This window comes from Pontibacter amylolyticus (assembly GCF_014638845.1).
Classification (GTDB): domain Bacteria; phylum Bacteroidota; class Bacteroidia; order Cytophagales; family Hymenobacteraceae; genus Pontibacter; species Pontibacter amylolyticus.
The window spans coordinates 38,280-61,477 of the sequence record NZ_BMFP01000007.1 but is presented as its reverse complement, the minus strand read 5'-3'; the positions used below and the strand labels follow the sequence as shown (position 1 = coordinate 61,477).

20 protein-coding genes are annotated in these 23,198 nt (G+C 52.9%); 5 read left to right on the top strand and 15 right to left on the bottom strand.

Annotated features, from left to right (window positions below; all coding sequences use genetic code 11):
* Nucleotides 1–5 precede the first annotated feature (5 nt).
* From dapB to IEV97_RS16565, 12 genes are all read right to left on the bottom strand, one after another.
* Complete coding sequence (gene dapB / locus IEV97_RS16620; protein ID WP_188502625.1) at nt 6–722, bottom strand: 4-hydroxy-tetrahydrodipicolinate reductase; 717 nt, start codon at nt 720–722, stop codon at nt 6–8.
* A complete protein-coding gene (locus IEV97_RS16615) occupies nt 719–1,384 on the bottom strand; it encodes a DUF5683 domain-containing protein (protein ID WP_229733999.1) in 666 nt (221 codons plus the stop codon). The genes dapB and IEV97_RS16615 overlap by 4 nt, the downstream gene beginning before the upstream one ends.
* 9 nt (nt 1,385–1,393) lie before the next feature.
* Nucleotides 1,394–2,311, bottom strand: a complete 918-nt coding sequence (locus IEV97_RS16610; protein WP_188502624.1) for a ParB/RepB/Spo0J family partition protein — start codon at nt 2,309–2,311, stop codon at nt 1,394–1,396.
* A gap of 12 nt (nt 2,312–2,323) precedes the next feature.
* A complete protein-coding gene (locus tag IEV97_RS16605) occupies nt 2,324–3,106 on the bottom strand; it encodes a ParA family protein (RefSeq protein WP_188502623.1) in 783 nt (260 codons plus the stop codon).
* A gap of 7 nt (nt 3,107–3,113) precedes the next feature.
* Entirely contained in the window at nt 3,114–3,794 is a 681-nt protein-coding gene (locus IEV97_RS16600; RefSeq protein ID WP_188502622.1) for a metal-dependent hydrolase, read from the bottom strand.
* A 300-nt stretch (nt 3,795–4,094) separates the two neighbouring features.
* A complete protein-coding gene (locus IEV97_RS16595) occupies nt 4,095–4,628 on the bottom strand; it encodes a YsnF/AvaK domain-containing protein (RefSeq protein ID WP_229733998.1) in 534 nt (177 codons plus the stop codon).
* A gap of 151 nt (nt 4,629–4,779) precedes the next feature.
* Complete coding sequence (locus tag IEV97_RS16590; RefSeq protein WP_188502621.1) at nt 4,780–5,622, bottom strand: YsnF/AvaK domain-containing protein; 843 nt, start codon at nt 5,620–5,622, stop codon at nt 4,780–4,782.
* A gap of 538 nt (nt 5,623–6,160) precedes the next feature.
* A complete protein-coding gene (locus IEV97_RS16585; RefSeq protein ID WP_188502620.1) occupies nt 6,161–6,655 on the bottom strand; it encodes a DUF6438 domain-containing protein in 495 nt (164 codons plus the stop codon).
* 14 nt (nt 6,656–6,669) lie between these two features.
* The gene (locus IEV97_RS16580) at nt 6,670–7,269 is read right to left on the bottom strand and encodes a hypothetical protein (RefSeq protein WP_188502619.1); all 600 of its coding nucleotides are present in this window, start codon (nt 7,267–7,269) and stop codon (nt 6,670–6,672) included.
* A 120-nt stretch (nt 7,270–7,389) separates the two neighbouring features.
* Nucleotides 7,390–9,234: a membrane protein insertase YidC gene (gene yidC / locus IEV97_RS16575; protein ID WP_188502618.1), complete on the bottom strand. Its 1,845-nt coding sequence runs from the start codon at nt 9,232–9,234 to the stop codon at nt 7,390–7,392.
* Between the two features lie 34 nt (nt 9,235–9,268).
* On the bottom strand, nt 9,269–10,882 hold the full coding sequence (gene pyrG, locus IEV97_RS16570) for a CTP synthase (RefSeq protein ID WP_188502617.1): 1,614 nt from the start codon (nt 10,880–10,882) through the stop codon (nt 9,269–9,271).
* A gap of 175 nt (nt 10,883–11,057) precedes the next feature.
* Nucleotides 11,058–13,565, bottom strand: a complete 2,508-nt coding sequence (locus tag IEV97_RS16565; protein WP_188502616.1) for a zinc-dependent metalloprotease — start codon at nt 13,563–13,565, stop codon at nt 11,058–11,060.
* A 310-nt stretch (nt 13,566–13,875) separates the two neighbouring features.
* On the opposite strand from IEV97_RS16565, the gene IEV97_RS16560 reads away from it, so the two are divergent.
* Nucleotides 13,876–15,492: a tetratricopeptide repeat protein gene (locus tag IEV97_RS16560; protein ID WP_188502615.1), complete on the top strand. Its 1,617-nt coding sequence runs from the start codon at nt 13,876–13,878 to the stop codon at nt 15,490–15,492.
* A 6-nt stretch (nt 15,493–15,498) separates the two neighbouring features.
* Here the strand turns inward: IEV97_RS16560 and dinB are convergent, their stop codons facing one another.
* Nucleotides 15,499–16,572 carry a DNA polymerase IV gene (gene dinB / locus IEV97_RS16555; RefSeq protein ID WP_188502614.1) on the bottom strand — a complete coding sequence of 358 codons (1,074 nt, stop codon included), beginning with the start codon at nt 16,570–16,572 and terminating at the stop codon, nt 15,499–15,501.
* Between the two features lie 308 nt (nt 16,573–16,880).
* On the opposite strand from dinB, the gene cysM reads away from it, so the two are divergent.
* The 3 genes from cysM (at nt 16,881) to IEV97_RS16540 (ending at nt 19,771) form a co-directional block, all read left to right on the top strand.
* Nucleotides 16,881–17,786: a cysteine synthase CysM gene (cysM, locus tag IEV97_RS16550; protein ID WP_229733997.1), complete on the top strand. Its 906-nt coding sequence runs from the start codon at nt 16,881–16,883 to the stop codon at nt 17,784–17,786.
* A gap of 63 nt (nt 17,787–17,849) precedes the next feature.
* Nucleotides 17,850–18,542, top strand: a complete 693-nt coding sequence (locus tag IEV97_RS16545; protein WP_188502613.1) for a type 1 glutamine amidotransferase domain-containing protein — start codon at nt 17,850–17,852, stop codon at nt 18,540–18,542.
* A 374-nt stretch (nt 18,543–18,916) separates the two neighbouring features.
* Nucleotides 18,917–19,771 carry a pirin family protein gene (locus IEV97_RS16540; RefSeq protein ID WP_188502612.1) on the top strand — a complete coding sequence of 285 codons (855 nt, stop codon included), beginning with the start codon at nt 18,917–18,919 and terminating at the stop codon, nt 19,769–19,771.
* A gap of 157 nt (nt 19,772–19,928) precedes the next feature.
* Here the strand turns inward: IEV97_RS16540 and IEV97_RS16535 are convergent, their stop codons facing one another.
* Together IEV97_RS16535 and brnQ are read right to left on the bottom strand one after the other, a co-directional pair.
* On the bottom strand, nt 19,929–21,074 hold the full coding sequence (locus IEV97_RS16535) for a pseudouridine synthase (RefSeq protein ID WP_188502611.1): 1,146 nt from the start codon (nt 21,072–21,074) through the stop codon (nt 19,929–19,931).
* 141 nt (nt 21,075–21,215) lie between these two features.
* Nucleotides 21,216–22,556, bottom strand: a complete 1,341-nt coding sequence (gene brnQ / locus IEV97_RS16530; protein WP_188502610.1) for a branched-chain amino acid transport system II carrier protein — start codon at nt 22,554–22,556, stop codon at nt 21,216–21,218.
* Nucleotides 22,557–22,735: 179 nt separating this feature from the next.
* On the opposite strand from brnQ, the gene IEV97_RS16525 reads away from it, so the two are divergent.
* Nucleotides 22,736–23,167, top strand: coding sequence for a hypothetical protein (locus tag IEV97_RS16525; RefSeq protein WP_188502609.1), 432 nt, complete (start codon nt 22,736–22,738; stop codon nt 23,165–23,167).
* The last annotated feature ends 31 nt before the right edge of the window (nt 23,168–23,198 follow it).

Below are 23,198 nucleotides of genomic sequence, written 5' to 3'. Positions count from 1 at the left end.
TGTTTCTACAGGTTGAGCATGTCTTTCATGCCGTACACTCCCTGGCGGTCTTTGAGCCACTCGGCTGCCATCAGGGCGCCTTCGGCAAAACCGGCACGGCTGTGGGCAATGTGGCCCAGTTCTATTTTGTCTACTTCCGACGCGTAGGTCACGATGTGGGTACCTACCACATCCGGCTCACGCTCCGATATAATGTTCAGCTTCGATTTATCCGAGTCATCGTCAGCCGCCCAGCCTTGCAGGGTAGGGTAGCTGGCCAATATACCTTCGGCGGTGGTGATGCCTGTGCCGCTCGGCTTGTCGACCTTCTGGAGGTGGTGGATCTCGCGGATAGAGACATTGTACTCCTGATATGCCTTCATTTTATTGGCAATATATTCGTTAAAATGGAAAAACAAATTAACGCCCACGCTATAATTGGAAGCATAGAAGAAAGCGCCCTTGTTTTCCTCGCAAAGTTGCACGGCTTCGCTATACCGGTCGAGCCAGCCCGTGGAGCCGGAAACTACCGGTATACCTTGCTTTAGGCAGTAGGAAATATTCCCGAAAGCAGCCTCCGGGTGGGTAAATTCTATGGCAACATCTGTGTTGGCTGGGCTGTAATTTTCCAGCGTTTCGGCATTGGTATGGTCGATGGTGCCGGCTATCTGGTGGCCTTTGGCAAGGGCCATCTGCTCAATGGTTTTCCCCATCTTGCCATAGCCTATCAACAGGATTCTCATTTAGTTCGGGTGTATAAAGTAAGGGTAAGTCCGGGCGTAACGCTGTTGGCGGCCGGTGTGCGGAATACGTCGGGCTGCACGCGCAAACTCAGGTTGTCGCTCACGTCAAACTCGCGCAGGTGACCGTGTACATAGGCTTCCGCTATCTGCATGCCGTAGGCCAGCACCGAAAGTATAATGGTCAGGTCGCGGTTGCGGCGGTAAAAATCGCGGCTCGAACGCAGGTTCTTGGTTCCAACTGTGTTAGCAGCACCGTATATCCTGTCGTAATAATAGGCATCGTATACCTGAATAAACTGATCGCTACGTCCTGTCCGGATGTTCAATGCCGTCCGGAAGTCCTGGAACTTGTTGTTGTTGTCGATGATGAAGTAGCCCAAAACGCCGCCCGTGGCATAAATGATGGGCACTTTCCACCAGGCGCCGTTGTATACCTGACCTGCACCGGGTATAACGGCCGAGAAAAGCGCTGCGCGTCCGGGCCGCCCGAGGTTTTTGAAGCCGCTCAGGAAAAACTGCTTCTGCTGCGCGGTATCTGCTTCGGAGGTAATGACCAACACCGAGTCCGGGCCGGAAGTGACCACCTGCGCGCTGGCCTGCGATGGCAGCAGCTGCGAAAAGAGTAATACCACCAATAAAGCTATACCTGGCGCTAACCTCATGCTGTTCTCTTAGTAGTTCAGAATCTCCAGAATACGGTTCAGCTCCTCCACCGACACAAACGGGATCTTAATCTCGCCCTTGCCGTCGTTGTTGGCTTTCACCATAATCTTGGTGCCAAATTGCGAAGAAAGCTTTTTCTCCACGCCCTTCAACTCATCATCATACTTGTTGAAGACCAGTTTTTGTTGCGGATCCGGCTTTTTGCTCGCATTCTGCACATTGCGTACCAGTTCTTCCACCTTGCGCACCGACAGCTCTTCAGCCACCACTTTGCGGAAAATTTCGAGCTGCTTGTCGATGGTGTCGATGTTGATCAGCGCTCTGGCGTGGCCCATGCTGATCACATTGTCGCGCAGGGCGATCTGGATATCCGGCGGCAGCTTGAGCAGGCGCAGGTAGTTGGTCACAGTCGTGCGCTTCTTGCCCACGCGGTCGCCTAGTTCCTCCTGCTTTAGGCTACACTCGGTGAGCAGACGCTGGTAGGAGAGGGCAATCTCGATGGCATTCAGGTTTTCACGCTGGATGTTCTCGATCAGGGCCATTTCCAGCATCTGCTGGTCGTCGGCCTTGCGGATGTACGCCGGGATCTCGGTCAGACCGGCCATTTTGGCGGCCTGGTAACGGCGTTCACCCGATATCAGCTGATAAGTGTTCTGATCAAGCTGACGAACGGTGATAGGCTGAATAATGCCCTGTATGCGGATAGACTCAGCCAATTCCTCCAGCGCCGTCTGGTCAAAATGCGTGCGGGGCTGGAAAGGGTTCGTCTGTATCTGGTCAATGGCTATATCTGCGATGGTATTGACTTCGTTAATGGTGGTAGATTCGGCAGTTTTGCCGGTGTATTTGTTACCCTCCAGAAGAGAGCCAAGGCCCCGGCCGAGACCGCCTTTGCGTACTGCTGCTTGTTTCTTGTTATCGGACATGTAATCGTAAGGTTATTTCGCCAGCGCAACGCTGTTCTTCTCTGCTATCTCGCGGGCGAGGTTCAGGTAGCTCATCGCGCCCTTGCTCTCTGCATCGTGCAACAGGGCAGGTATACCAAAGCTGGGCGACTCGCTCAACTTCACGTTTCTGGGTATAATGGTGTCGAATACCATCTGCTGGAAGTGCGTCTGCACTTCTTCCACCACCTGGTTGCTTAGGCGCAGACGCACGTCGTACATCGTCAGCAAAATGCCCTCTATGGCCAGCTCAGTGTTCAGGCGCGACTGAATGATCTTAATGGTATTCAGGAGTTTACCCAAGCCTTCCAAAGCGAAGTACTCGCACTGCACCGGTATGATCACTGAGTCTGCTGCTGTCAAAGAGTTCACCGTGATCAGGCCCAGCGAAGGGGAGCAGTCGATGATGATGAAGTCATATACCTCCTTGAGCGGAGCCAGCGCCTCGCGCATCTTCTCCTCCCGGTTCGGAACGTTGATCATCTCCACCTCAGCGCCCACCAGGTCGATGTGCGACGGGATCAGGTCCAGAAACTCGATGTTCGGTGAGTTCAGAATGATGTCCTGAATCGTCACGTCTTCCACCATGCATTCGTAAATGCTGGTGGTAATACTGGCAGGGTCGAAGCCGAGTCCCGATGTGGCGTTAGCCTGTGGGTCTGCGTCAACCAGCAATGTCTTATACTCGAGGGCTGCCAGGCTCGCAGCCAGGTTTATGGCTGTGGTGGTCTTGCCTACGCCACCTTTTTGGTTTGCAACCGCTATTATCTTTCCCATCTAAAAATTATAGGTTTATAGTCTGACCTATCTCCATCAATATTAGTTCTTTGCCGGCCATCTGCGCCACTTCCTTCACTTCCTGATGGTCTATCTGGATGTAGGGGAAAGTATCGTAGTGCATGCCGATCACCATATCTACCTGCACAAAATCCGCTGCCACCAGGGCATCGTGGATGTCCATGGTGAAGTTGTCGCCGATCGGCAGCAAAGCAAAGTCCAGGTCAAACTGCTCCGGGATCAGCTTCATGTCGTAGGTAAGGGCCGTATCACCGGCAAAATAAAATGTCTGATTCTCTGTTTCCACCACAAATCCGCCTGCTATGCCTGCATAAGTGCCATCCGGCAAGGAGCTGGAATGCACGGCGTTCACCATTTTCACAGTGCCAAACGGCAGGGTTACCTTGCCGCCGGTATTCATGGGGTGGGTTTTTTCTATACCTTTCGCTTCGTACCAGCTCACTATCTCAAAATTGGCTACAATGGTGGCATCATTGTTTTTGGCAATGCGCTCGGCATCGTGCACGTGGTCCTGGTGACCGTGCGACAGCAGGATGTAATCGGCCTTGATGCTGTCTACGTCAATGTCTTTGGCTAATTCGTTCGGGGAGATGAACGGATCGAACAGAATGCGGTGCTCACCGATTTTGAAAAGAAAGCAGGACTGTCCGTAATACGTTATTTCCATAGTTTGCAATTTTTAATCTGTTAGCCCATTCCGGGTATAGAACTTTTACAAAGATACTGTTTTTTGTACAGAACGTATGATGTTCCACGCCCGAAGAAGTATATTTTTATCCACGATTTCGAGGGTTATCCACATTCCGGGGCGGGATGACGGAAATGCGGCAGGTCAGGAAATAGGCGGGTTTTAAGCGACATAAACGCAAGCGGGCCCGACTGCCTGGTTAGCTGCCGGACCCGCTTGTTCCCTGGGTTCGCTCCATCCATAACGTTCCGTGGAACTATATATTTTACCCCACTGCGTTTAATGCGTTGAGCGTTCGGGTCCTTCCGGGCTGTTCTGCTTCCGCTCGACGCGTATTTCTTCCCGCAGCAGTTCTACATGCTCGGTATTATGCTCCTCGGTACGCCTTTTGGTCACATGAATTTCTTCCACCACCAGCAGGCGCTTCTCCACGACCAGCACTTCCTTTAGCACAGGTATAATCATCTTGTCTCCCTCGTAGCGCACAGGAGGGGGAGGAGTGTCTACGTACTGGTTTATCTCGACGCGCTCTATTTCTGCCTCTTCGTGTATGATGGGCAAATCCAGGTCCACATTTTCGCGGTGCACATCTTTGGCGATGTGTACGCTACCTGTTTCCCTTACTTCTTTATCCACCCGCAACTGCTCTTCAATTACGGGTATGGTCTTGTTGTATTCAATGTCAACGTCCAGTTTTTCCCGCTCACGGCCATACGCATCCTGTATGTCACGATTTTCCATTGGGCTGCTGGACTGGCTTTCGTGCAGTTTTTCGTCAAATTCCGATTTAAGTTTGTCTGTTTTCTTGCTCATGGTGTATGGGGCTTAGCTTCATCAATTTACTACGGGCGGGGCAAGGTATAGTTCCTGGCTTTCTGTTTGTTAATAGCCTGCCTCCCTTCTGTAAAAAAGCAAGAGGCAGCCACATGATGACTGCCTCCTGCCTTATTTACTAGACTTCTCCCTAAATATTCCGGGGAGTGCCGGGATTGTTGCCCCGGTTACGAAGCTCCTGGTCTCTGTCCCGATCCAGTTTATCAATGTCCACATCCGTTTTGCGCACGGTTCCACGTACGGTTTCGTCGCGCTCTTCGGTGTGCTTGCTGACCTTCACCTCTTCCACTACGCGGGCCTCTTTGTTCACCACAGGCACCTCCGCACGTTCTGTGATATTGATTTCGCCTTCCTTGAAATTCTGGAAATCGCGGTCGGTTGCTGGTCTGTTCACCTGGTTGCGTTCAATGTCTAGGTGTTCTTCCCGCAAACGCAGGTGCTCTTCTACCGGGCGTTCCACGATGCGGCTTCTCATGCGCACGCCGCCACGCTCTACTTCGCGTTTTCCTACGTTCATGCGCTCTTCCATAATCGGAATTGTCTGGTTCGCATCACCTGTCTGTCCGGTTCTGGTCTGTGTAGTATCCTGCGGCGGTCTGTTCATGCCTGCCTGCATATTACTTTGTGTAGCATGCTCGTCTATGTCCACGGCGCCACAAGAATCCAGCACTGCTGCAGCTTGTTCAGCCTCCTGGCGGGAATCGGCGTGCACCGTTACTACCCAGCCTTTGCGGGCTGCCTGTGTATGTTTACTGGCTTCGTCGTTCTGGCCAAACAATGAGCCGAAGAAACCGCTTACGCTGTCGTTGTTTCTATCCGATGTGCTGCTGCCCACGTGCTTTGCTGAAGCGGAGGCAGGGTTTGCTATATCTACTTTATCACGGCCGATGTGGTGCGTGCTCTCTAACTTTTGCACCGCAGCCTGTGCGTCTATACCTTCATTGAAAATACCAATCACGGTTTGTCGTTCCATAGTTTTGTGTGTTAAATCGTACATAGGAGTAATTTGCTTTGAAAAGCCTGGGTACTCCACAACCCAAATCTTATTATCCGTTGGAAAATCTATTTCCTGGGTTTTGTTTTAAAATCAAGGTCACTACTAAGCCTTGTGCCTGAAGGCAGTCTATGCTCACTCTGTAAAATCTGGCCTTGAATATTTTTGAACCTGACTTTTTTGAAGAAAGCTATTTCATATTTATATAGCTTATTTTGAATTAAAACTTATCGTAGTCAGCTATTTGAAAATTTAAATATATATCATATATAAATATTACTTGTCAAATAGAGTTCTTTGCCTTGGCACTGTATTTTTTTACGGCCTGAGTTGGGTTAGGTTATTGATTTCTCAAAACAACAACGTGAGTTTGTCCTATATTTAAAACTAGTGTTATTGAGATACAATAGCTGAAAAAGGGGCTGTCGCAGGATGAGGCAACCAATCGGGACACGGTGGCTGCAAGATTAGAGGAATGAAAAAAAAGATGGGTGGGAGTTATTTTGTTTCTCAGCTTTTATCGGATGGGGAGCCTTCTCTTCGCTTCCGCATCGGCTAAGCCCATGAGCAGGGTATGCACCTTCTCCTGGAAGTCCAGCAGGGATTTTGGTCCGCCTTCTTCCTGCTTCACCCGCTTTACCTCCTTGCCGGCCTTGTAAAAAGTTGTGATCGTGGAGGGCATGTCGCTCCAATTGGTCAGGTAAGTGTCCTGCAACTCGGTGTAGTTTAGTTGCGATATCTCCTGGCGGAGCTCTTCCAGTTGCTGCTTCGGGAGCGTAAAGACAACCGTGTCTATGACCGGAACATCGCTATACCCTGTGTAGCGGATGCTGCCATTCTCCAGAATGGTTGCCTCGTAGGAGGGGCAGGTGCCGAGGCAGGGTGTTTTCTGGAAGTGCAGCATAGGAGCATCCTGCGCTTGCACATTGCTGTTCCGGGCGGTACTGCAACTTGTGCCCAGGATCAGTCCCAAACCAAGTCCAAGTTTCAGCAGGTATAGCAGCGTGTGCATAGCGGTGTTTTTTGTTATTGCCCCTGGGGTAGTTTACGGAATTTCCCCTCCTCCAGCACATAAGCAGCCGGCTCGCAGTAAGGGCACTCCACATAGTTATGGGACGAGTCCGGTGGATTCACGATGAAGAGGCGACTATCCGGACTGAACTGCGCGCCCGTGCTGCTCTGTAACTTGTCGAGCACTTTGCCGTTCTGGCGGTCCACCACATAATGCTCCTGGCAGGTTGTGCCGCACCCAACTGTGACCACTGTATACCTGCCGGCAAAGTTTACGCCTTGTTTAAGGCCTTCCTGCAGGGCTGTACGGAATTGGCGGGCGTCGGTATGGCTGGCTTCATCCAAAGGAGCCAGGCGCCCCCGGTAGGCCTCCTGCACCCGAAATGCCTCATCGCTCTGGTAGGCATCCATGCGCAGGCGGTAGCGCTCGTATATCTCCGGGTTCTGTTCTAAGGTGTCGGGACCACGCAAGGAGTCACGTTGCAGGCGCTCCTCCAGTTTCGGGTGTGTGCTGGCGATGGTCTTTTCTTCGTCTGTCTGTTGCTGACAGCCTGCTCCCAAAATCGCCACAAAAGACAGGGGCAATAGGAGGTAGGGTAGTGTGTACTTTCGCATGGTATTTATATTCGCATGGTATTTATATAGGTATAGGCCTATACGCAAAACAGCGAACAGGGTCAAACAAAAAAGCCCCGAACTGCTTCGGGGCTTTTTGTCAGGTATAGCACACAGTGCTTATTTCTTCAGTTTCGGGTTGTTGCGGCGCTCCTGCTCTTTTTCGGAGGCGGCACGCATGGCTTCCTGCATACGCTCGGTAAACGAAGGGCCTCCCGTTTTCTTCTTGTCTTTGCGCTTGTCGCGGTTTTCTTCCAGTTTGGCTCTGATCTTGTCCTCGTCCACAAACTTACGCATCAGGGACATCTGACCAAAGGTCACCATGTTCGACACGAAATAGTAGAAAGAAAGGCCTGCCGGGAACGAGTTCAGCACAAACATGAAGATGATCGGCATCATGTACATGTAGTACTTCATTGGGCCCTGCATCGAGACGTTCATCTGGTTGTTAGACCAGGTATAGAGGATCGTGGAAGCCGTCATCAGCAACGTGAACATACTCACGTGGTCGCCATAGAACGGAATGGTGAACGGCAGGTTCACGAACACGTCATACGTTGAAAGGTCATCAGCCCACAGGAATGCCTCCTGGCGCAGCTCGATCGAGTTCGGGAAGAAGTTGAACATCGCAAACAGGATCGGGATCTGCAGCACCATCGGGATACAGCCGCTAAGCGGGTTCACGCCCATTTCGCCGTACAGCTTCATGGTTTCCATCTGCGTTTTCTGCATGTCGCCGTCGTTGCGCTCTTTTATGGCGTCAATTTCCGGCTTCAGCACCTTCATCTTCGCCATCGACATATGCGACTTGTAGGTAAGCGGCATCAGGATCAGCTTGATGTAAAGCACCAGCAGGATGATGATGATACCATAGTTGCCGATGTAGTTCTCCAGGAAGTCGAAGGCCGGGATAATGATCCACTTGTTCACCCATGAGAAAATGCCCCAGCCCAGGTCAAGGTTCTTGTTGAACTCGTTGCCCATGTGCTTCAGTATCTTGTAGTCGTTGGGGCCGAAGTAGAACGTAAACTCACCCTTGCCGCTGAGCAGGTCAGCCGTCGGGATCAGAATCTGGGAGTTCAGGGTCTTTACCACCGAAGTGTCAGCCGGATCGGTCACGGACTCCAGTTTGGCGCCAGCGAAGGTGTTGGTGGCGATAATGCCTGCGGTAAAGAAGTTCTGCTTGTTGGCCACCCACTTCATTGGTTCGGAGATGTTCTCAACCTCAGTGCCTTCCGAAATAGAGAGGTGATCGAAGCTCTCGTCAGCCGTGTAATAGTTGATGGTAGACTTGGCCCGGTTCTGCGGCATGTCTTTTTCCAGCTGCTTCAGCTGATCGTTCCAGGTCAGGGTCACGTTCTCGCCGCTGATCTGGTTGTTGAGACCTTTGAAATCCAGTTTGTAGCCAACCTCAAAGCTGTTGTCAACCAAGGTATAGATCTGGTCGATGGTTTGGCCATTGCCCAGGTCGGCGCGGTAGGTAATGGTTTTGGCAGGCACATCGCCAACGTTCACCGTCTGCACTTCCGATGGGGAAAAATACAGGTCGGAGAGGCGGATGTTCTTGCCGTCATTTGTGGTGAACTGCACATCGGTCTTGCTGCTTTCCTTGTCAAAGAGCACCAGCGTATTGCCTTTGTAGTCTTTGTAATTCTTCAGAACCACTTCCTCTACCTGGCCGCCTTTGCTGTTGAAAGAAACAGTGATGTTCTGGTTTTCGAGGGTGGTGGTGCTGGCCTCGCCGATTGCTGCTGCGCTGAAAGTACCCAGGGCGGCGGCGCGGCGCACCTGCGCCAGCGAGTCGTCCTCGACTACGGCAGCGGGCCCCACCTGCGCCTGCTCTACCTTGGCTGTCTGGTCAAATGCCGGAGTGTTGGCTTCTTCGTTCGTACCCGCGAAGAAGAAGGAGTAAGCCAGCAGGAGCACGGCAATCAATCCAAAGCCAATAGCTTGATTTCTATCCATTTAATGAAAATAAATAATGTGTTTAGGTTAACGCTTACTTCGATTTAGTGTAATTCATGGCCGCTTTCACAAACTTAACAAAAAGCGGGTGAGGATTAAGCACGGTGCTCTTTAATTCCGGATGGTATTGTGCGGCCACAAACCAGGGGTGATTCTGTAATTCAATGATCTCCACCAGCCCTGTATCCGGGTTGATGCCGGTCGCCATCATGCCCGCCTTCTCATAATCAGCTAAGTACTTGTTGTTGAACTCGTAACGGTGGCGGTGACGCTCCGATATTTTAGCTTTGCCGTATATTGAAAATGCTTTTGAGCCCTTCTTTAGTTCACAGGTATAGGCGCCCAGTCGCATGGTGCCCCCCATTTGGGTAATGTTTTTCTGGTCCTCCATCATATCGATGACCGGGAATGGCGTGTCCGGCTCCATTTCAGTGGAAGCGGCACCAGCCAGGCCCAGCACGTTGCGGGCGAACTCTACGGCGGCGCACTGCATGCCCAGGCAGATGCCCAGGAAGGGTATACCGGCCTCCCGCACAAAGCGGATAGCCTCCAGTTTGCCTTTAAAGCCGCGCTCGCCAAAGCCTGGGGCTACCAGCACGCCATCCATACCTTGCAGCAGGCTGGCCACGTTCTCGTCGCTGATGTTCTCTGACTGGAACCACTTGATGTTCACTTTGCACTCGTTGGCAGCACCGGCATGCACAAACGACTCTACAATCGACTTATAGGCGTCTGGCAGCTCCACGTACTTGCCCACCAGGCCGATGTTCACCTCAGAGGTTGGATTTTTAAGACGCCCTAAAAACTCTTTCCATTTTTCGAGTTCCGGCTCTCCGCGGTGCGGCAGTTTCAGTTTGGCGATCACGCGCTCGTCGAGCTTCTCTTTGCGCATGAGCAGCGGTACATCGTATATCGTCTCGGCGTCAATTGACTCGATCACGGAGTTTTGATTGACGTTGCAGAACAGCGCAATTTTTTTGCGCAGGTCGGCAGGTATATGGTACTCCGAGCGGCAAACCAGAATGTCGGGCTGCACACCAGCCTCTGACAGGTCGCGCACGGAATGTTGTGTTGGTTTAGTTTTCAGCTCACCGGCTGCCTTCAGGTAGGGCACCAGGGTCAGGTGGATCACGCACGTTTCGTGCACACCCAGTTCCCAGCGCAGCTGACGCACGGCTTCAATGAAAGGCAAGGACTCTATATCGCCCACGCAACCACCGATTTCTGTGATCACGATGTCAAACTCGCCGGATTCGCCCAGAAGCAGCATGCGGCGCTTGATCTCGTCTGTGATGTGGGGGATAACCTGTACCGTTTTGCCCAGGTAGGCGCCTTCACGCTCCTGGGTGATCACATGGTAATAAATGCGGCCGGTGGTCACATTATTCGCCTGCGAGGTAGAGACATTCAGGAAACGCTCGTAGTGGCCCAGGTCGAGGTCGGTTTCGGCGCCGTCTTCCGTCACGAAGCATTCGCCATGCTCGTAGGGGTTGAGCGTGCCCGGGTCGATGTTGATATAGGGGTCGAATTTCTGGATTGTTACAGAGAAGCCTCTTGCCTGCAGCAACTTAGCAAGAGAAGCGGAGATGATACCTTTACCAAGTGAGGAGGTAACGCCCCCTGTAACAAAAATATATTTAGCAGCCATAAGTTAGGTTAAACTTTATGGGCTACAAAGGTACAAGATATATTTGATTTTACGGTACGGTACCCCATTGTTCTGTTTTTTGCATAGGATATCTTAGTTAATAGTCAACAGAAACAGCAAATAAAAAGCCCCTGCCAAGATGGCCGGGGCTTTCGCTATCATAAAAACAGGAAAATTAACTTTTTGGATTCAGGATGTTGTCAATACGTGCCAGTGCGTCCTGCAAATGGTACTTCGTCATGCTATCCTGTGTCTTCGGCAAGGAGGCTCTGATCTGGTTGCGTAGCGCAGTCAGTTCGCCGCGCACCATCGGGCGGATATCAGACTGGGATACCTTCACCGTGGTGACGCCCGCAAAGGCGCGTGCGCTGGCCGGAACCGAAGGCTGCTCTTCCTTCATCAGGAATTCCATGCGGTCGAGGTAGCCGCGCTGCAGGTTGCGGCGGTACATGTCTACGTTCTTGCCGCTTCCGATCTCTGACCACACGCCGTTGCGCAGGTCCGCCATCATTTCAGGCAAGGTGTAGGTTTTGCTGCCCAGTGCCGCCTGCGACTCCAGCAAACGCTGCATACGGCCTGGCTCCAGCACGTTGTTCAGGATGTTCACCTGCGCCGTGCGGATACGCTCCACCGCGCCCGCTGACTCGATCTTGCGCAGGATGTTCTGGTCCAGCATCCAGGTTGGCGTGGCAAAGCCCTGCTCGTTGAGGAATTTCATGGCGCGCTGCTGCTTCTCTTTCGGTACGGCAGCGTACACGTCACCCTTCTGTTCGTAGGTTTTGTAGTTTTCGTATATCCCGCCGATGTTAGCCGTTACGTGGCCCATGTAGCGGTTCCACTGGCCCAGCACCTGGCCATACATCTCCTGCAGGTCGTCGTAGTTCTTGTTCTCCTCCTTCGTCCACTCCATCAGGTTTGGCATGATGCGCTTCAGGTTCAGGATGCCGTAGTGGCTGGCCAGCATGGCGTCGTCGCCCAGGTCCTCGGTCTGAGAGGAAGGGTCGATCGGGTTGCCCTGCTGACGGCCGAAGCGGTACATCGGATCGTCTCCTTTCTCTAGGATCCACTGCGACAGTTTGGCTACGTTGTCGTACCCGTTCATCTCCGGGAAATAGGTATAACCCCACTTCACGGAATGCTTGTCATACACGCCTATACCTGGCATGAGGGCGACACCCTTGTCCTCTGGCTGCGCCACGTAGTTGAAACGGGCGTAGTCCATGATGGAAGGGGCGGTGCCCATCTCTTTGGTAAACTTGGCATCGCGCAGCTTTTCTACCGGGAAGGCAGCACTGGAGCCCATGTTGTGCGGCAGACCTAAGGTATGGCCTACTTCGTGCGCCGACACGAAGCGGATCAGCTCGCCCATCACTTCGTCTTTAAATTTCACGCCACGGGCGTCCGGGTTCACGGCGGCCGTCTGCACAAAGTACCAGTTACGGAGCAGGTTCATCACGTTGTGGTACCAGCCGATGTGGCTCTCCAGGATCTCGCCGGAGCGCGGGTCATGCACGTTCGGGCCGTAGGCGTTCTGCGTTTCGGAAGAGAAGTAGCGAATCACAGAGTAGCGCGCGTCCTCGGTGCTGAACTCCGGATCTTCCTCGGGGGTAGGCGCATCTTTGGCGATAATCGCATTCTTGAAGCCGGCTGCTTCAAAGGCCTTGTTCCAATCCTCCACGCCCTGCTTCAGGTAAGGGCGCCATTTCATCGGTGTGGCCGGGTCGATGTAGTAAACGATCGGCTTGATTGGCTCCACCAGTTCTCCGCGGGCATAGGCCTCTTTGTCCTTCGGCTCCAGTCTCCAGCGCACGATGTAGCGGCGCTTGGCGGCACGCTGCTCGTCGGTGCCGTAGTCGGTCTGCGACAGAGTGAAGTAACCCACACGCTCGTCAAAGCGACGGGCAGGCATTGGCACTTTTGGCAGCAGGAGCATGGAGTGGTTCAGCTCCACGGTGATGGTACCGGCATTGGAGTTGGCAGGCGGATCAGTCGCCTCGTAAGTCATGAGGGAACGGGCCTCAATGTTAAGCGGGAAGCTTTTGATGCTTTCTACAAAGGAACGCTTGTCGTCCAGGCGCTTTACCTTATAAGACTCGCGCTGGCGCTTGTTCAGACCGAGGGCCTGCACGTCTTTCGAGAAAAAGTCGGTCACCTCCACCACGGAAGCCCCGATGTTAAAGGCTTTTACATCGAAAGCCTGGATTACGGGGGCCAGGTTGGAGTTCTGTACCGAATGGAAGATCTCCAGTGTGTCGCTGGCCACGTTCTGGTAAGAGATCAGGCGCAGCAAAATGCGGTTGCCTTTCTTTTCCCAGCGCAGCATCTGGCGGTTAAGCTCTTCACCTCCGTAACCGAGGTTGGTAGCCGTCTTGGCGATGCGGCTCACCATCAGCATATCGCGGTTCAGGAGGGTATCCGGAATTTCGTAGAAGTACTTCTCATCGATGCGGTGCACCTTGAAAAGGCCTTCGTCCGTCACGGCGTTCGGGGTGATGACGCTGGCGTAGGGTTTTACGCCGCTATCTTCTTTTTTAGCGGCCGGGGTAGCCTGTGTTGTGGTGGCTTCCTGCTTGGCTTTTTTCTTCTTCTTTTTTTCCTTGCTTTGGGCAAAGGCAGGCGGTGCTACGAGTGCACCGGCCAGAAGGAGTGTAGCCAGCCGGGCATAGCGTACATTTTTGCTCATAATGGGGTGAAAGATTAGGTTAAGATTAGTAATGCACAACATACCGTTTTCAGGTATAAGATACAAGACTATGCCACGGCAGAATGGTTTAATCAGGCAGGCGGCGATAAGAGGATTTACAGGCTTTACACCAGAACAATGCTATAATGGATAAACATATTACAGCAAAATGAGTAAAAAAATAGGATGAGCTATACCTGCCCTATACCTTGTCCGGACCCTCCCTGTTAAGCATTTGGCAGCTTAATTCCGACGTGCGTCGTCCTTGCTTCTGATACTCTTTATAATCCAATCTTTACACACCAACAGCATGCGAACATCACATGTTATAGCCATCGTATGGTGCATGGCCTTCGCTATACCTGCCTACCAGGCAACCGCTCAGGGACATACCACCAAACACGGCACCGTGAACCTGCAAACCTCATGCGGTGAGGGTGCCCAGCAGCATTTTGACAGTGGACTGGCGCTCATGCACCACATGATGTATGAGGAGGCAGAACAGGAATTTACCTCCGCCGCAAAAGCCGCCCCGGATTGTGGCATGGCACAATGGGGCATCGCCATGAGTTACATTCACCCGCTGTGGGGCGAGCGCCCCACCGATGAAAACCTGGCAAAAGGAAAGGCCGCCGTGGAGAAAGCGCTGCAGCAAAAACAGCTGACAGACAAGGAAAAAGCGTACATCAAGGCTGTCTCCGTGTTTTATGACAACTGGGAGAATACCAGCTATGCAGACCAGTTGAAAGCTTTTGAAGCAGGGTATAAGGAGGTGCATGAGACTTACCCGGATGAAGTGGAGGCGGCCGCTTTTTATGCCCTGGGCCAGCTTGGCACGGCCCCCAAGACTGATAAGACCTTCGCCACCCAGAAAGAAGCGGGGGCACTGCTCGAAAAACTACACGCCAGCAACCCTGACCATCCGGGACTGTTCCACTACATCATCCATGCCTACGATAACCCCTTGCTGGCCAGCAAAGCGGTGAACGTGTCGCGGGAGTATGAGCGCATTGCCCCGGACGTGCCGCACGCCCTGCACATGCCAAGCCATATCTTTGTTCGACTGGGCCAGTGGACGGACGCCATAGACTGGAACATCCGCTCAGCCGACGCTGCGCTCCGGCAGTCGCCCAAAGAGACGGTATCCATGCACTACCCGCATGCACTGGATTACATGGTCTACGGCTACCTGCAGCAGGGGCGCGACAAGAAAGCACAGGAGGTGATCGACAAAATGAAGGCTGTGCCTGGCTATACCCCTACCTTCGCGACGGCCTACGCGCTTGCCGCTATACCTGCCCGCCAGGCCCTCGAAAGGGGCAAATGGGCGGAAGCCGCTGCCTTACCCGTTCGATCGCCTGAAAACTTCACCTGGTATAAATATCCGGCTGCCGAAGCCATTACGCATTTTGCCAAAGGTATAGGTGCTGCCCGTTCCGGTAACACGGCTGTGGCGGAAGAGGCGATTGCATCTCTGGAAAAATTGAAGACACAGTTGAGCAGCGCAGGCGACAGCTATTGGGCCGCGCAGGCCGAAGCCCAGCAAATGGCGGTGCAAGCGTGGCTGGAGTACCAGAGAGGAGATAAGAACAAGGCGCTGGCCATGATGCGGGAAGCGGCTGACAAAGAAGATGCCCTGGACAAACATCCGGTTACGCCGGGAGCCGTCCTGCCTGCCAGAGAACTATTGGGGGATATGCTGCTGCTGAGCAAAAAACCAGCGGAGGCCAGGCTGGCCTATGAAGCAAGTTTGAAGGTATCGCCCAATCGATATAACAGCCTTTACGGAGCTGCCACCTCAGCTGCAAGTGCCAGGGACAAGGAGAAGGCCAGGGCTTATTACATGGAATTACTAAAAATTGCTCCGGAGGCCGATGGAGACCGGGAAAGCTGGGCACTGGCCAAAAAATTCGCCGCCAAAAAATAGGGCTGTTTAAAACTCCAGCGTGAGCTGGTAGCCTTCCATTTTATCGTGCTGGTAGAGGAGGGAGGAGGCCGTTATACCCAGGAGCCGCACCGGGTATGCCGGCAACTGCGGTGTGCGCAGCAAGTCGCGGGCAATGGTAAAAATGGCGTCGGCTGATTTTATCTCGCCCAGAAAGGTTTTGCTGCGGGTGGTCTGGTTAAAGTCGAAGTACTTGATCTTGACCGTGATGGTCTTGGCCGTGGTTTGCAGCCGTTCCATGTCGTGCGCCACTTCTTTGGCCAATCTCTCCAGTTCCGGCAGCATCACTTCCTCCTCCGTCAGGTCCACCTCAAAAGTGCGCTCCGAGCCAATGGACTTGCGGATACGGTGCGGCTGCACCTCCCGGTCGTCCTGCGCGCGGGCGATCCGGTAGTAGTAGCGCCCCGTTTTACCAAAGTGCCGCACCAGCTCTTCCTCGGTCTTCTCCCTCAGATCGGCCCCGGTGAGGATGCCCATGCTCTGCAATTTGGCCGCCGTCACTTTCCCGATGCCATAGAATTTCTCGATTGCCAGGGCGGCCACAATTTCCTCGGCCTTGTCGGGCGGGATCAAGGTGAAGCCATTGGGCTTGTTCATGTCCGAGGCGATCTTGGCCAGAAACTTATTGAAGGAAACCCCCGCCGAAGCGGTCAGGCCGGTTTCCTGCTGAATTTTGGCCCTGATCTCGTTGGCGATGATGGTGGCTGAAGGCATGCCGATCTTGTTCTCGGTCACGTCGAGGTAGGCCTCGTCCAGGGAAAGCGGCTCCACCAGATCGGTATAGGAGTAGAAGATTTCACGGATCTGACGTGATACGGCGCTGTATACCTCAAAGCGGGGTTTTACAAAGATCAACTGCGGACAACGCTGTGCCGCGATCTTGGAGGCGAGGGCAGAGTGTACCCCGTACCTGCGAGCCTCGTAACTAGCCGCTGCCACCACACCCCTTGCCCGCGAACCACCCACGGCCACGGGTTTACCGCGCAGCTCCGGGTTGTCGCGCTGCTCCACGGAGGCGAAAAAGGCGTCCATGTCGATGTGGATGATCTTGCGGATAGGCATTGTGCAAAGTTAGAATTTATAAAGTTTGGAGGTAAGAAAGTTTCGGTGTTTAGGTGTTGATGAGATCAGGAGTAAAGAGGTATAAAGTTAGAAAGTGGGTTACGTAGCGACGTTACACCCTAAGGTCGTAGCGCCCGCAGCAATGGCATTAACACGCAGCAACGGACTCTAATTGCAGGGCTGAGGCGCACCCGCACCCCGAATCTTTAATTGCTTTATCCTGGAGCATTCAGGCACACCCTGTCCGAATCAGGAATTGGCTTTAAGCTTGTGAGCGATTCGACGGTGTAAACGTACTAGGTATACAGATGGACAAAAAGACAAACATGACGACACACACGCTGCTGGATTTTATCGGCAACACGCCTTTGGTGGAATTGCGAAATATCTCGCCAAAGCCGCATGTAAAACTGCTGGCCAAGCTGGAAGGCCACAATCCCGGAGGCAGTGTGAAGGACCGCGCTGCATATGGCATGATCAAAGGAGCGCTGGACCGAGGCGAACTGACCAAAAATACCCGGCTGATAGAGGCCACCAGCGGCAACACAGGTATAGCACTGGCCATGATCGCGCAGTTGTTTGGGGTGGAGATTGAACTGGTGATGCCTGCCAGCGCCACGCCGGAAAGAGTAAAGACCATGGAAGCCTATGGTGCAAAAGTCACCCTGACCCCGGCCGAGGGCTCCATGGAGGCGGCCATCGACTATGTGCGGGAGAAAGAAGCGAAAGGCGGCTACCTGGTGCTCAACCAGTTCGGCAACCCGGACAACTACGGCGCCCATTACCGCAGCACAGGTCCCGAGATCTGGCACGACACCAAAGGAGCCGTCACACATTTTGTGTCGGCCATGGGCACGACCGGTACCATCATGGGGGTGTCGCGTTATCTGAAAAAGCAAAACCCGGCAGTGCAGATCATCGGCACCCAGCCCGTGGAAGGCTCTCAGATTCCCGGCATCCGACGCTGGCCGCAGGCGTACCTGCCCAAAATTTTCGAACGGGAGCGTGTGGACCGGATACTGGATGTGTCGCAACAGGAGGCCACCGCCATGACCAGACGGCTGGCCCGGGAAGAAGGGGTGTTTGCAGGTATGAGCAGCGGTGGCGCTGTGGCAGCGGCCACCCGACTGATTTCTGAACTCGAAGAAGGCGTTGTGGTCTGTATTATCTGTGACCGGGGAGACCGTTACCTGTCCTCCGAACTGTTTGGCTAAAACATTGCCCGGTTAATTCGGGTTAAAGAGAATGACTCAAGAACCATCTAAATAGCAAGGACTATGAAAGTATTATTTGTTTTAACCTCACACGACCAATTGGGTGACACCGGTAAAAAGACCGGTTTCTGGATAGAGGAATTTGCCGCCCCTTACTATACCTTGGCTGACGCCGGCGTGAAAGTGGACCTCGCCTCCCCAAAAGGCGGTCAGCCACCGATCGACCCGAAAAGCACCGAGAAAGATGCCCAAACCGAGGCGACCAGGCGCTTTTATGAGGACGACGACCTGCAGCACAAACTTTCCCGCACTAAAAAGCTGACGGAGGTACGCGCTGACGATTACGATGCCATCTTCTTCCCGGGCGGGCACGGACCGCTGTGGGACCTTTCCAACGACAAAGACTCCATTCGCCTGATCGAGGACTTTGCTAAGCAGCAGAAGCCGGTGGCAGCCGTTTGTCACGGACCGGCCGCCCTGATGCAGGCCAAAGGCCCTAACGGGGAGCCGCTCGTGAAAGGCAAAAAAGTGGCGGGCTTTACGAACACCGAGGAGGAGGCCGTGCAGCTGACCAATGTGGTGCCCTTCCTGGTGGAGGACCGCTACCAGGAGCTGGGCGGCATTTACTCCAAGGTCGACGACTGGCAGCCTTATGTAGTCACAGACGGTTTACTGATCACAGGACAAAATCCGGCCTCCTCTGAACCAGCAGCGGAAGCCCTGCTCAAAATGCTGAAAAAGGAGAAGGCGGCTTAACCCGTCCAACTTACGTATACCTGACTATCAGTGTAGCGTGAAAATCCCACCCAATCCTGTCAGGAAACGGTGGGATTTTTATGTTAAGTATGTTAATGTGTATGATGAAATTCATCTGCAGAGACGCATCAGTTAAAAGGTTGTCTCTTTCATGAACAAAATATGACGCTCACTCTGTTGACAAACTTGTTTGAAAAAGTGGACTCTTTCCCCCGGAGTTTAAGCCTACAGCATAAACTGCCGGGATCCTTTCAGGATGACAAAGAATATGGCTCTGGCTTTGGGTATAGCAAAACTAAATCTGAAACAATCAGACTGCTATTAGTGTAATTAATGTATATACATTAATTTGCGAACGATCTAGATCAAGACTTATGCGAAAGATAAAGAAATTACATAAAGCAGTGCCTGCACCAGTTGGCAATCTGGTGACCTACCGTGCCATACCGACACGCGATGTGGAGTACATCGATCCCTTTCTCTTCCTGAACCACCACGGTCCGCAGGTATATAAGCCGGGCAACAGGGGACTGCCTTTCGGTCCGCACCCGCACCGAGGCTTCGAAACACTGACTTTTATCCTGGAGGGCGACATCATGCACCAGGATACCGGCGGTGGAAAGGATATAATCGAGGCGGGCGGCGTGCAGTGGATGACGGCAGGCAGTGGCCTGATCCATGCCGAGGTGTCGTCTGATAAGTTCAAGCAGGAGGGAGGACCGCTGGAGATTCTGCAGCTGTGGTTCAACCTGCCCGCTGAGCACAAAATGACGGCCCCGAAATACATTGGTCTGCAGAAAGACCAGATTCCGACAGTTCAACTCGACAATGGCAAAGTGCGTGTCCATGTGGTCTCCGGAAGTTGGGGTGAGGTGCAGGCGCCCATTCAGAACCTGAGTGACATCCACATGGTGAGCATGGAGCTGCAGAAAGGCGGTGAATTCATTTACAACATCCCATCGGAGCGCAACATCTTCTTCTACGTGGTGCGCGGCGCGGTCAAGGTAAACGGCGAGACGGCTGAAAAACTGACTTTGGTGGAATTTGCCAATGAAGGAAAAGAAGTGAAAGTAGAGGCGACCGAGGATGCCTACATTCTCTTCGGCCACGCCCATCCGTTCAACGAGCCCGTCGTGTCGCACGGACCATTTGTGATGAACACAGAGCAGGAGATCCAAGAAGCCTTCCGCGATTACCAAATGGGTAAGATGGGGACCTGGGAGGGGTGAGGAGTCTGGAGTTATTAAAATATTTGCAACGTCTGGTCGCTGCTACCTCAACCACCAGGCAGCGTCCATAAATCCAGCCTATGCCTGAAGCAAAAAAAAACTCCCTTCCCGGACAGGAAAGAGAGCTTTTCAGCTATAGCATCAGCTAATTTTTTAACTATCGGCCCCTTTTCGGACCACCTTTGGAGGCATCGCTACGCTTGCCGCCTCCTTTTGGTGCCGAACTTCTACCGGGCGCTGATTTTGGGGCTGCTTTAAAGCTACCACCGCGTGTGCTCCTGCCCCCCGGACTGCCGGAACTGTCTTTGTAGGTGCTCGTTTTTCTGGTATCATTGCCCTCTCTGGCAGTACTTGTCCTTCTGGTATCGCTGCCGATTCCTCTGCTAGAGCCAGGCTTTTTCGCTCCTTCACTTCCTTTTGCCGATGCTCCGGGTCTGCTGCCTCTGGCAGGACCTTTGTCCGCGCCACTTCTGGAGGGTGCCCCTGACGCACCGCCTTTTGAAGGGCCAATGCCGCTTCTCGTACCGGGACGCTCGCCCCGTACTGGTCTGTCATAGGTGCTTTCCGACGTTTTTCGGCTGCTCGTTCCCTTAGCACTGGGCACGAGGCTGGTCAGACTGTTTACTTCCTGAGGTGTCAGCACGCGCCAGTGGCCCGAAGGCAGCTTGGCCAATGAAAACTCACCGAAACCAACCCGCTGCAGGTGCACCACTTTATAGCCCAGGCTCTCGCACATGCGCTTTAGGTAGTGGTCGGTGCCCGGCTTCAACGTAATGCGGAAGCGCGTCTGGGTTTCTTTCGAGACGGAGTTGTTTACCCGCTCTTCGCCAGGTATAGGGGCGCCGCCACCGCTTATCTTCTGCAGGAAATCCGACGTGATCATTTTGTCCACGGTCACGATATACTCTTTCTCAAACTTATTGTCGGCACGTTTCACGCCGCGTACAAAATCGCCGTCGTTGCTCAGGAAAATGATGCCCTCTGCCTCACGCTCCAGCATGGCGGTAGGCTCCAGCGTAGCCGGGAAGTTGATGGCCCGCACCACGTTGTCGCGCACGGCCATATCGGAGGTGGCCGACATGTTGGCCGGTTTGTTAAAGATCAGGTAGACGGGCTTCTCCTGTTTCACGCGCAGCATCTCGTCGTCGATGCGCACTTTATCCTTCGGTGTCACTTTCATGCCGGAGTCGGTCGGGATTTTCCCGTTCACCGTCACACGGCCCTGTTCTATGAGCTCGTCTGCATCGCGACGGGAGCAAAAGCCCGAGTCGCTGATGAATTTATTCAGTCTTTTTGGTTCCATGTTGTTCGAGGCGTCCGTGAACTTTTGTCAGCACACTTGTTTACGCCAATCCTTTAAGAAGAAGCAAAATTACGGGAAAATATAGGTTTACCTACTTCTTTGCAGCAACCAAAAGAATTCCGGACGCCCAGTACAGGCAGATTATTCGTTTTCGAGGGCGTAGGGGGCCTGTCGCAAGGAAACAACGAAGCCGATCATACCACCCACCAACGCAGGGATGACCCAGCCCATGCCGAGGCTGTAGAAGGGCAGGTACCGGGCGAACACATCGCTGATGCCCAACCCAAACCCCGCAGCACTAAACCCTTCTACGATGCTCACTATACCCGTCAGGAGTACCGACCAGGTATAGACGGCGTATCTGTTGCGCAGCATAGACCCTAATAATGTCAGCATGATCAGGACGATGACGATCGGGTAAATGGCCACCAGCACAGGTATAGAGAAGGAGATGATTTGCGTCAGGCCCACATTCGAGATCAGGGCACTCACCAGGGTAAGCACCAGTACGTAGTTTCTGTAGGAGATAGAAGGGCGCAACTTGTGGAAAAAGCTGGCGCAGGCCACCACTAGTCCGATACTGGTAGTAAGACAGGCGAAGATAATGGCAACACTCAGGATCAGGCTACCCGATACCCCGAACTGCAGGTTAGAGATCCGGCTGATGATGAGCCCTCCGTTTTCCAGATGGCCAAGAGCCTGCACACTGGAGGCACCTGAGTAAGCCAGGCCGACATACACCAGACCCAGGCCAGCCGCCGCTATCAGGCCAGCCGTGGTGCAGACTTTTGCAATTTGCTTCGGGCTGTCGATTCCTTTAGAGCGTATCGCGTTGATCACGATCAGGCCAAAAATAAAAGAACCGATGGTGTCCATGGTCAGATAGCCTTCCTGAAACCCCTTGAAGAAAGGAGCCGCCTCGTAAGCCGCCAGTGGAGCCGTAATTTCACCAAGCGGGGAGAAGAGATTTTTTGCCAGCATTGCGGCCAGGATGATCAGCAGTACCGGCGTCAGAATTTTACCGATCGTGTCTACCACCTTGCCAGGGTTCAATGCCAGGAGGTAGGTAACCGTAAAGAAGATAATAGAATAGAGCACCATGCCCCAGGAAGATGTTTTCAGACCCTCGGACAGGAAAGGGGCTACGCCGATTTCGTATGACACCGTGCCGGTGCGGGGTACGGCAAACAAGGGCCCGATGGTCAGGTAAATCACAACCGGGAAAATAAGCCCAAACAGCGGATGTACCTTCGAGGAAATAGACTGAACGTCTTCGTTTTTGGACATACCGATGGCGATGACGCCCAGCAGGGGCAGCCCCACACCAGTCATCAAAAAGCCGATAATGGCAGGTATCAGCTCAGTGCCAGCCGCCTGGCCCAGTGACAACGGGAAAATAAGGTTGCCAGCGCCAAAGAAAATGGCGAATAGCATCAAGCCAATAAAAAATGTTTCTTTAAAAGATATTGTTCCTACTTTCACTATTTTTTATGATCGGTGGGAGGATATATTTAACTGTATTGCAAGTAAATATCCAATTCGGCAAAATCCTACATTTATCTTGTGTTTAGTAAATAGTGAAAGCCCTATCTAATTGGGAATAACAGCATATAAAGATCTGGAAATTACCTTATATTGCCCGTCGCTGATATAAATCGAGTATGAGCAACAAATACCTGAGAAGTCTGCTTTGGCACCTGCTTAACTTTCTGTTAAGCGAGGTTTTTCTCTTTGTTTTGATGGAGGAAGAAAGTCAGGGTGCGTCCAGAACTTCTGCTGAAGCCACTGTGATGTACATGCTTATCATTATGCCGGTTTTATATGGGGTGTACTTTGTCCTACACATGCTGTTTTTGCTACTTACACACGCTAAAAAACAGTACAGTTTCCCATTCAATCCGGTTAGTGTGGCTTTTCTGTTCAGCCTTCTCGTGCTCGCCTTCATCGGGTTAGCACTTGATCAGGGTGGAGTCCTCACGAAACCGGCATTAGCCATAACAGCAGGCACATTGCTTTTTCTCCTGATCGAAATTTACCACTCTTATCACCGACGAAGTAAGGCAGAAAACAAAGTAGACTTGATGAATAAATAGCAGTTCTTTAAACTCAGACGATAGCAAACTT

Bases quoted from the DNA above. Each gene is read 5' to 3' on its own strand.
- dapB (WP_188502625.1), bottom strand. From the start codon at position 722: ATGAGAATCCTGTTGATAGGCTATGGCAAGATGGGGAAAACCATTGAG.
- IEV97_RS16615 (WP_229733999.1), bottom strand. From the start codon at position 1,384: ATGAGGTTAGCGCCAGGTATAGCTTTATTGGTGGTATTACTCTTTTCG.
- IEV97_RS16610 (WP_188502624.1), bottom strand. From the start codon at position 2,311: ATGTCCGATAACAAGAAACAAGCAGCAGTACGCAAAGGCGGTCTCGGC.
- IEV97_RS16605 (WP_188502623.1), bottom strand. From the start codon at position 3,106: ATGGGAAAGATAATAGCGGTTGCAAACCAAAAAGGTGGCGTAGGCAAG.
- IEV97_RS16600 (WP_188502622.1), bottom strand. From the start codon at position 3,794: ATGGAAATAACGTATTACGGACAGTCCTGCTTTCTTTTCAAAATCGGT.
- IEV97_RS16595 (WP_229733998.1), bottom strand. From the start codon at position 4,628: ATGAGCAAGAAAACAGACAAACTTAAATCGGAATTTGACGAAAAACTG.
- IEV97_RS16590 (WP_188502621.1), bottom strand. From the start codon at position 5,622: ATGGAACGACAAACCGTGATTGGTATTTTCAATGAAGGTATAGACGCA.
- IEV97_RS16585 (WP_188502620.1), bottom strand. From the start codon at position 6,655: ATGCACACGCTGCTATACCTGCTGAAACTTGGACTTGGTTTGGGACTG.
- IEV97_RS16580 (WP_188502619.1), bottom strand. From the start codon at position 7,269: ATGCGAAAGTACACACTACCCTACCTCCTATTGCCCCTGTCTTTTGTG.
- yidC (WP_188502618.1), bottom strand. From the start codon at position 9,234: ATGGATAGAAATCAAGCTATTGGCTTTGGATTGATTGCCGTGCTCCTG.
- pyrG (WP_188502617.1), bottom strand. From the start codon at position 10,882: ATGGCTGCTAAATATATTTTTGTTACAGGGGGCGTTACCTCCTCACTT.
- IEV97_RS16565 (WP_188502616.1), bottom strand. From the start codon at position 13,565: ATGAGCAAAAATGTACGCTATGCCCGGCTGGCTACACTCCTTCTGGCC.
- IEV97_RS16560 (WP_188502615.1), top strand. From the start codon at position 13,876: ATGCGAACATCACATGTTATAGCCATCGTATGGTGCATGGCCTTCGCT.
- dinB (WP_188502614.1), bottom strand. From the start codon at position 16,572: ATGCCTATCCGCAAGATCATCCACATCGACATGGACGCCTTTTTCGCC.
- cysM (WP_229733997.1), top strand. From the start codon at position 16,881: ATGGACAAAAAGACAAACATGACGACACACACGCTGCTGGATTTTATC.
- IEV97_RS16545 (WP_188502613.1), top strand. From the start codon at position 17,850: ATGAAAGTATTATTTGTTTTAACCTCACACGACCAATTGGGTGACACC.
- IEV97_RS16540 (WP_188502612.1), top strand. From the start codon at position 18,917: ATGCGAAAGATAAAGAAATTACATAAAGCAGTGCCTGCACCAGTTGGC.
- IEV97_RS16535 (WP_188502611.1), bottom strand. From the start codon at position 21,074: ATGGAACCAAAAAGACTGAATAAATTCATCAGCGACTCGGGCTTTTGC.
- IEV97_RS16525 (WP_188502609.1), top strand. From the start codon at position 22,736: ATGAGCAACAAATACCTGAGAAGTCTGCTTTGGCACCTGCTTAACTTT.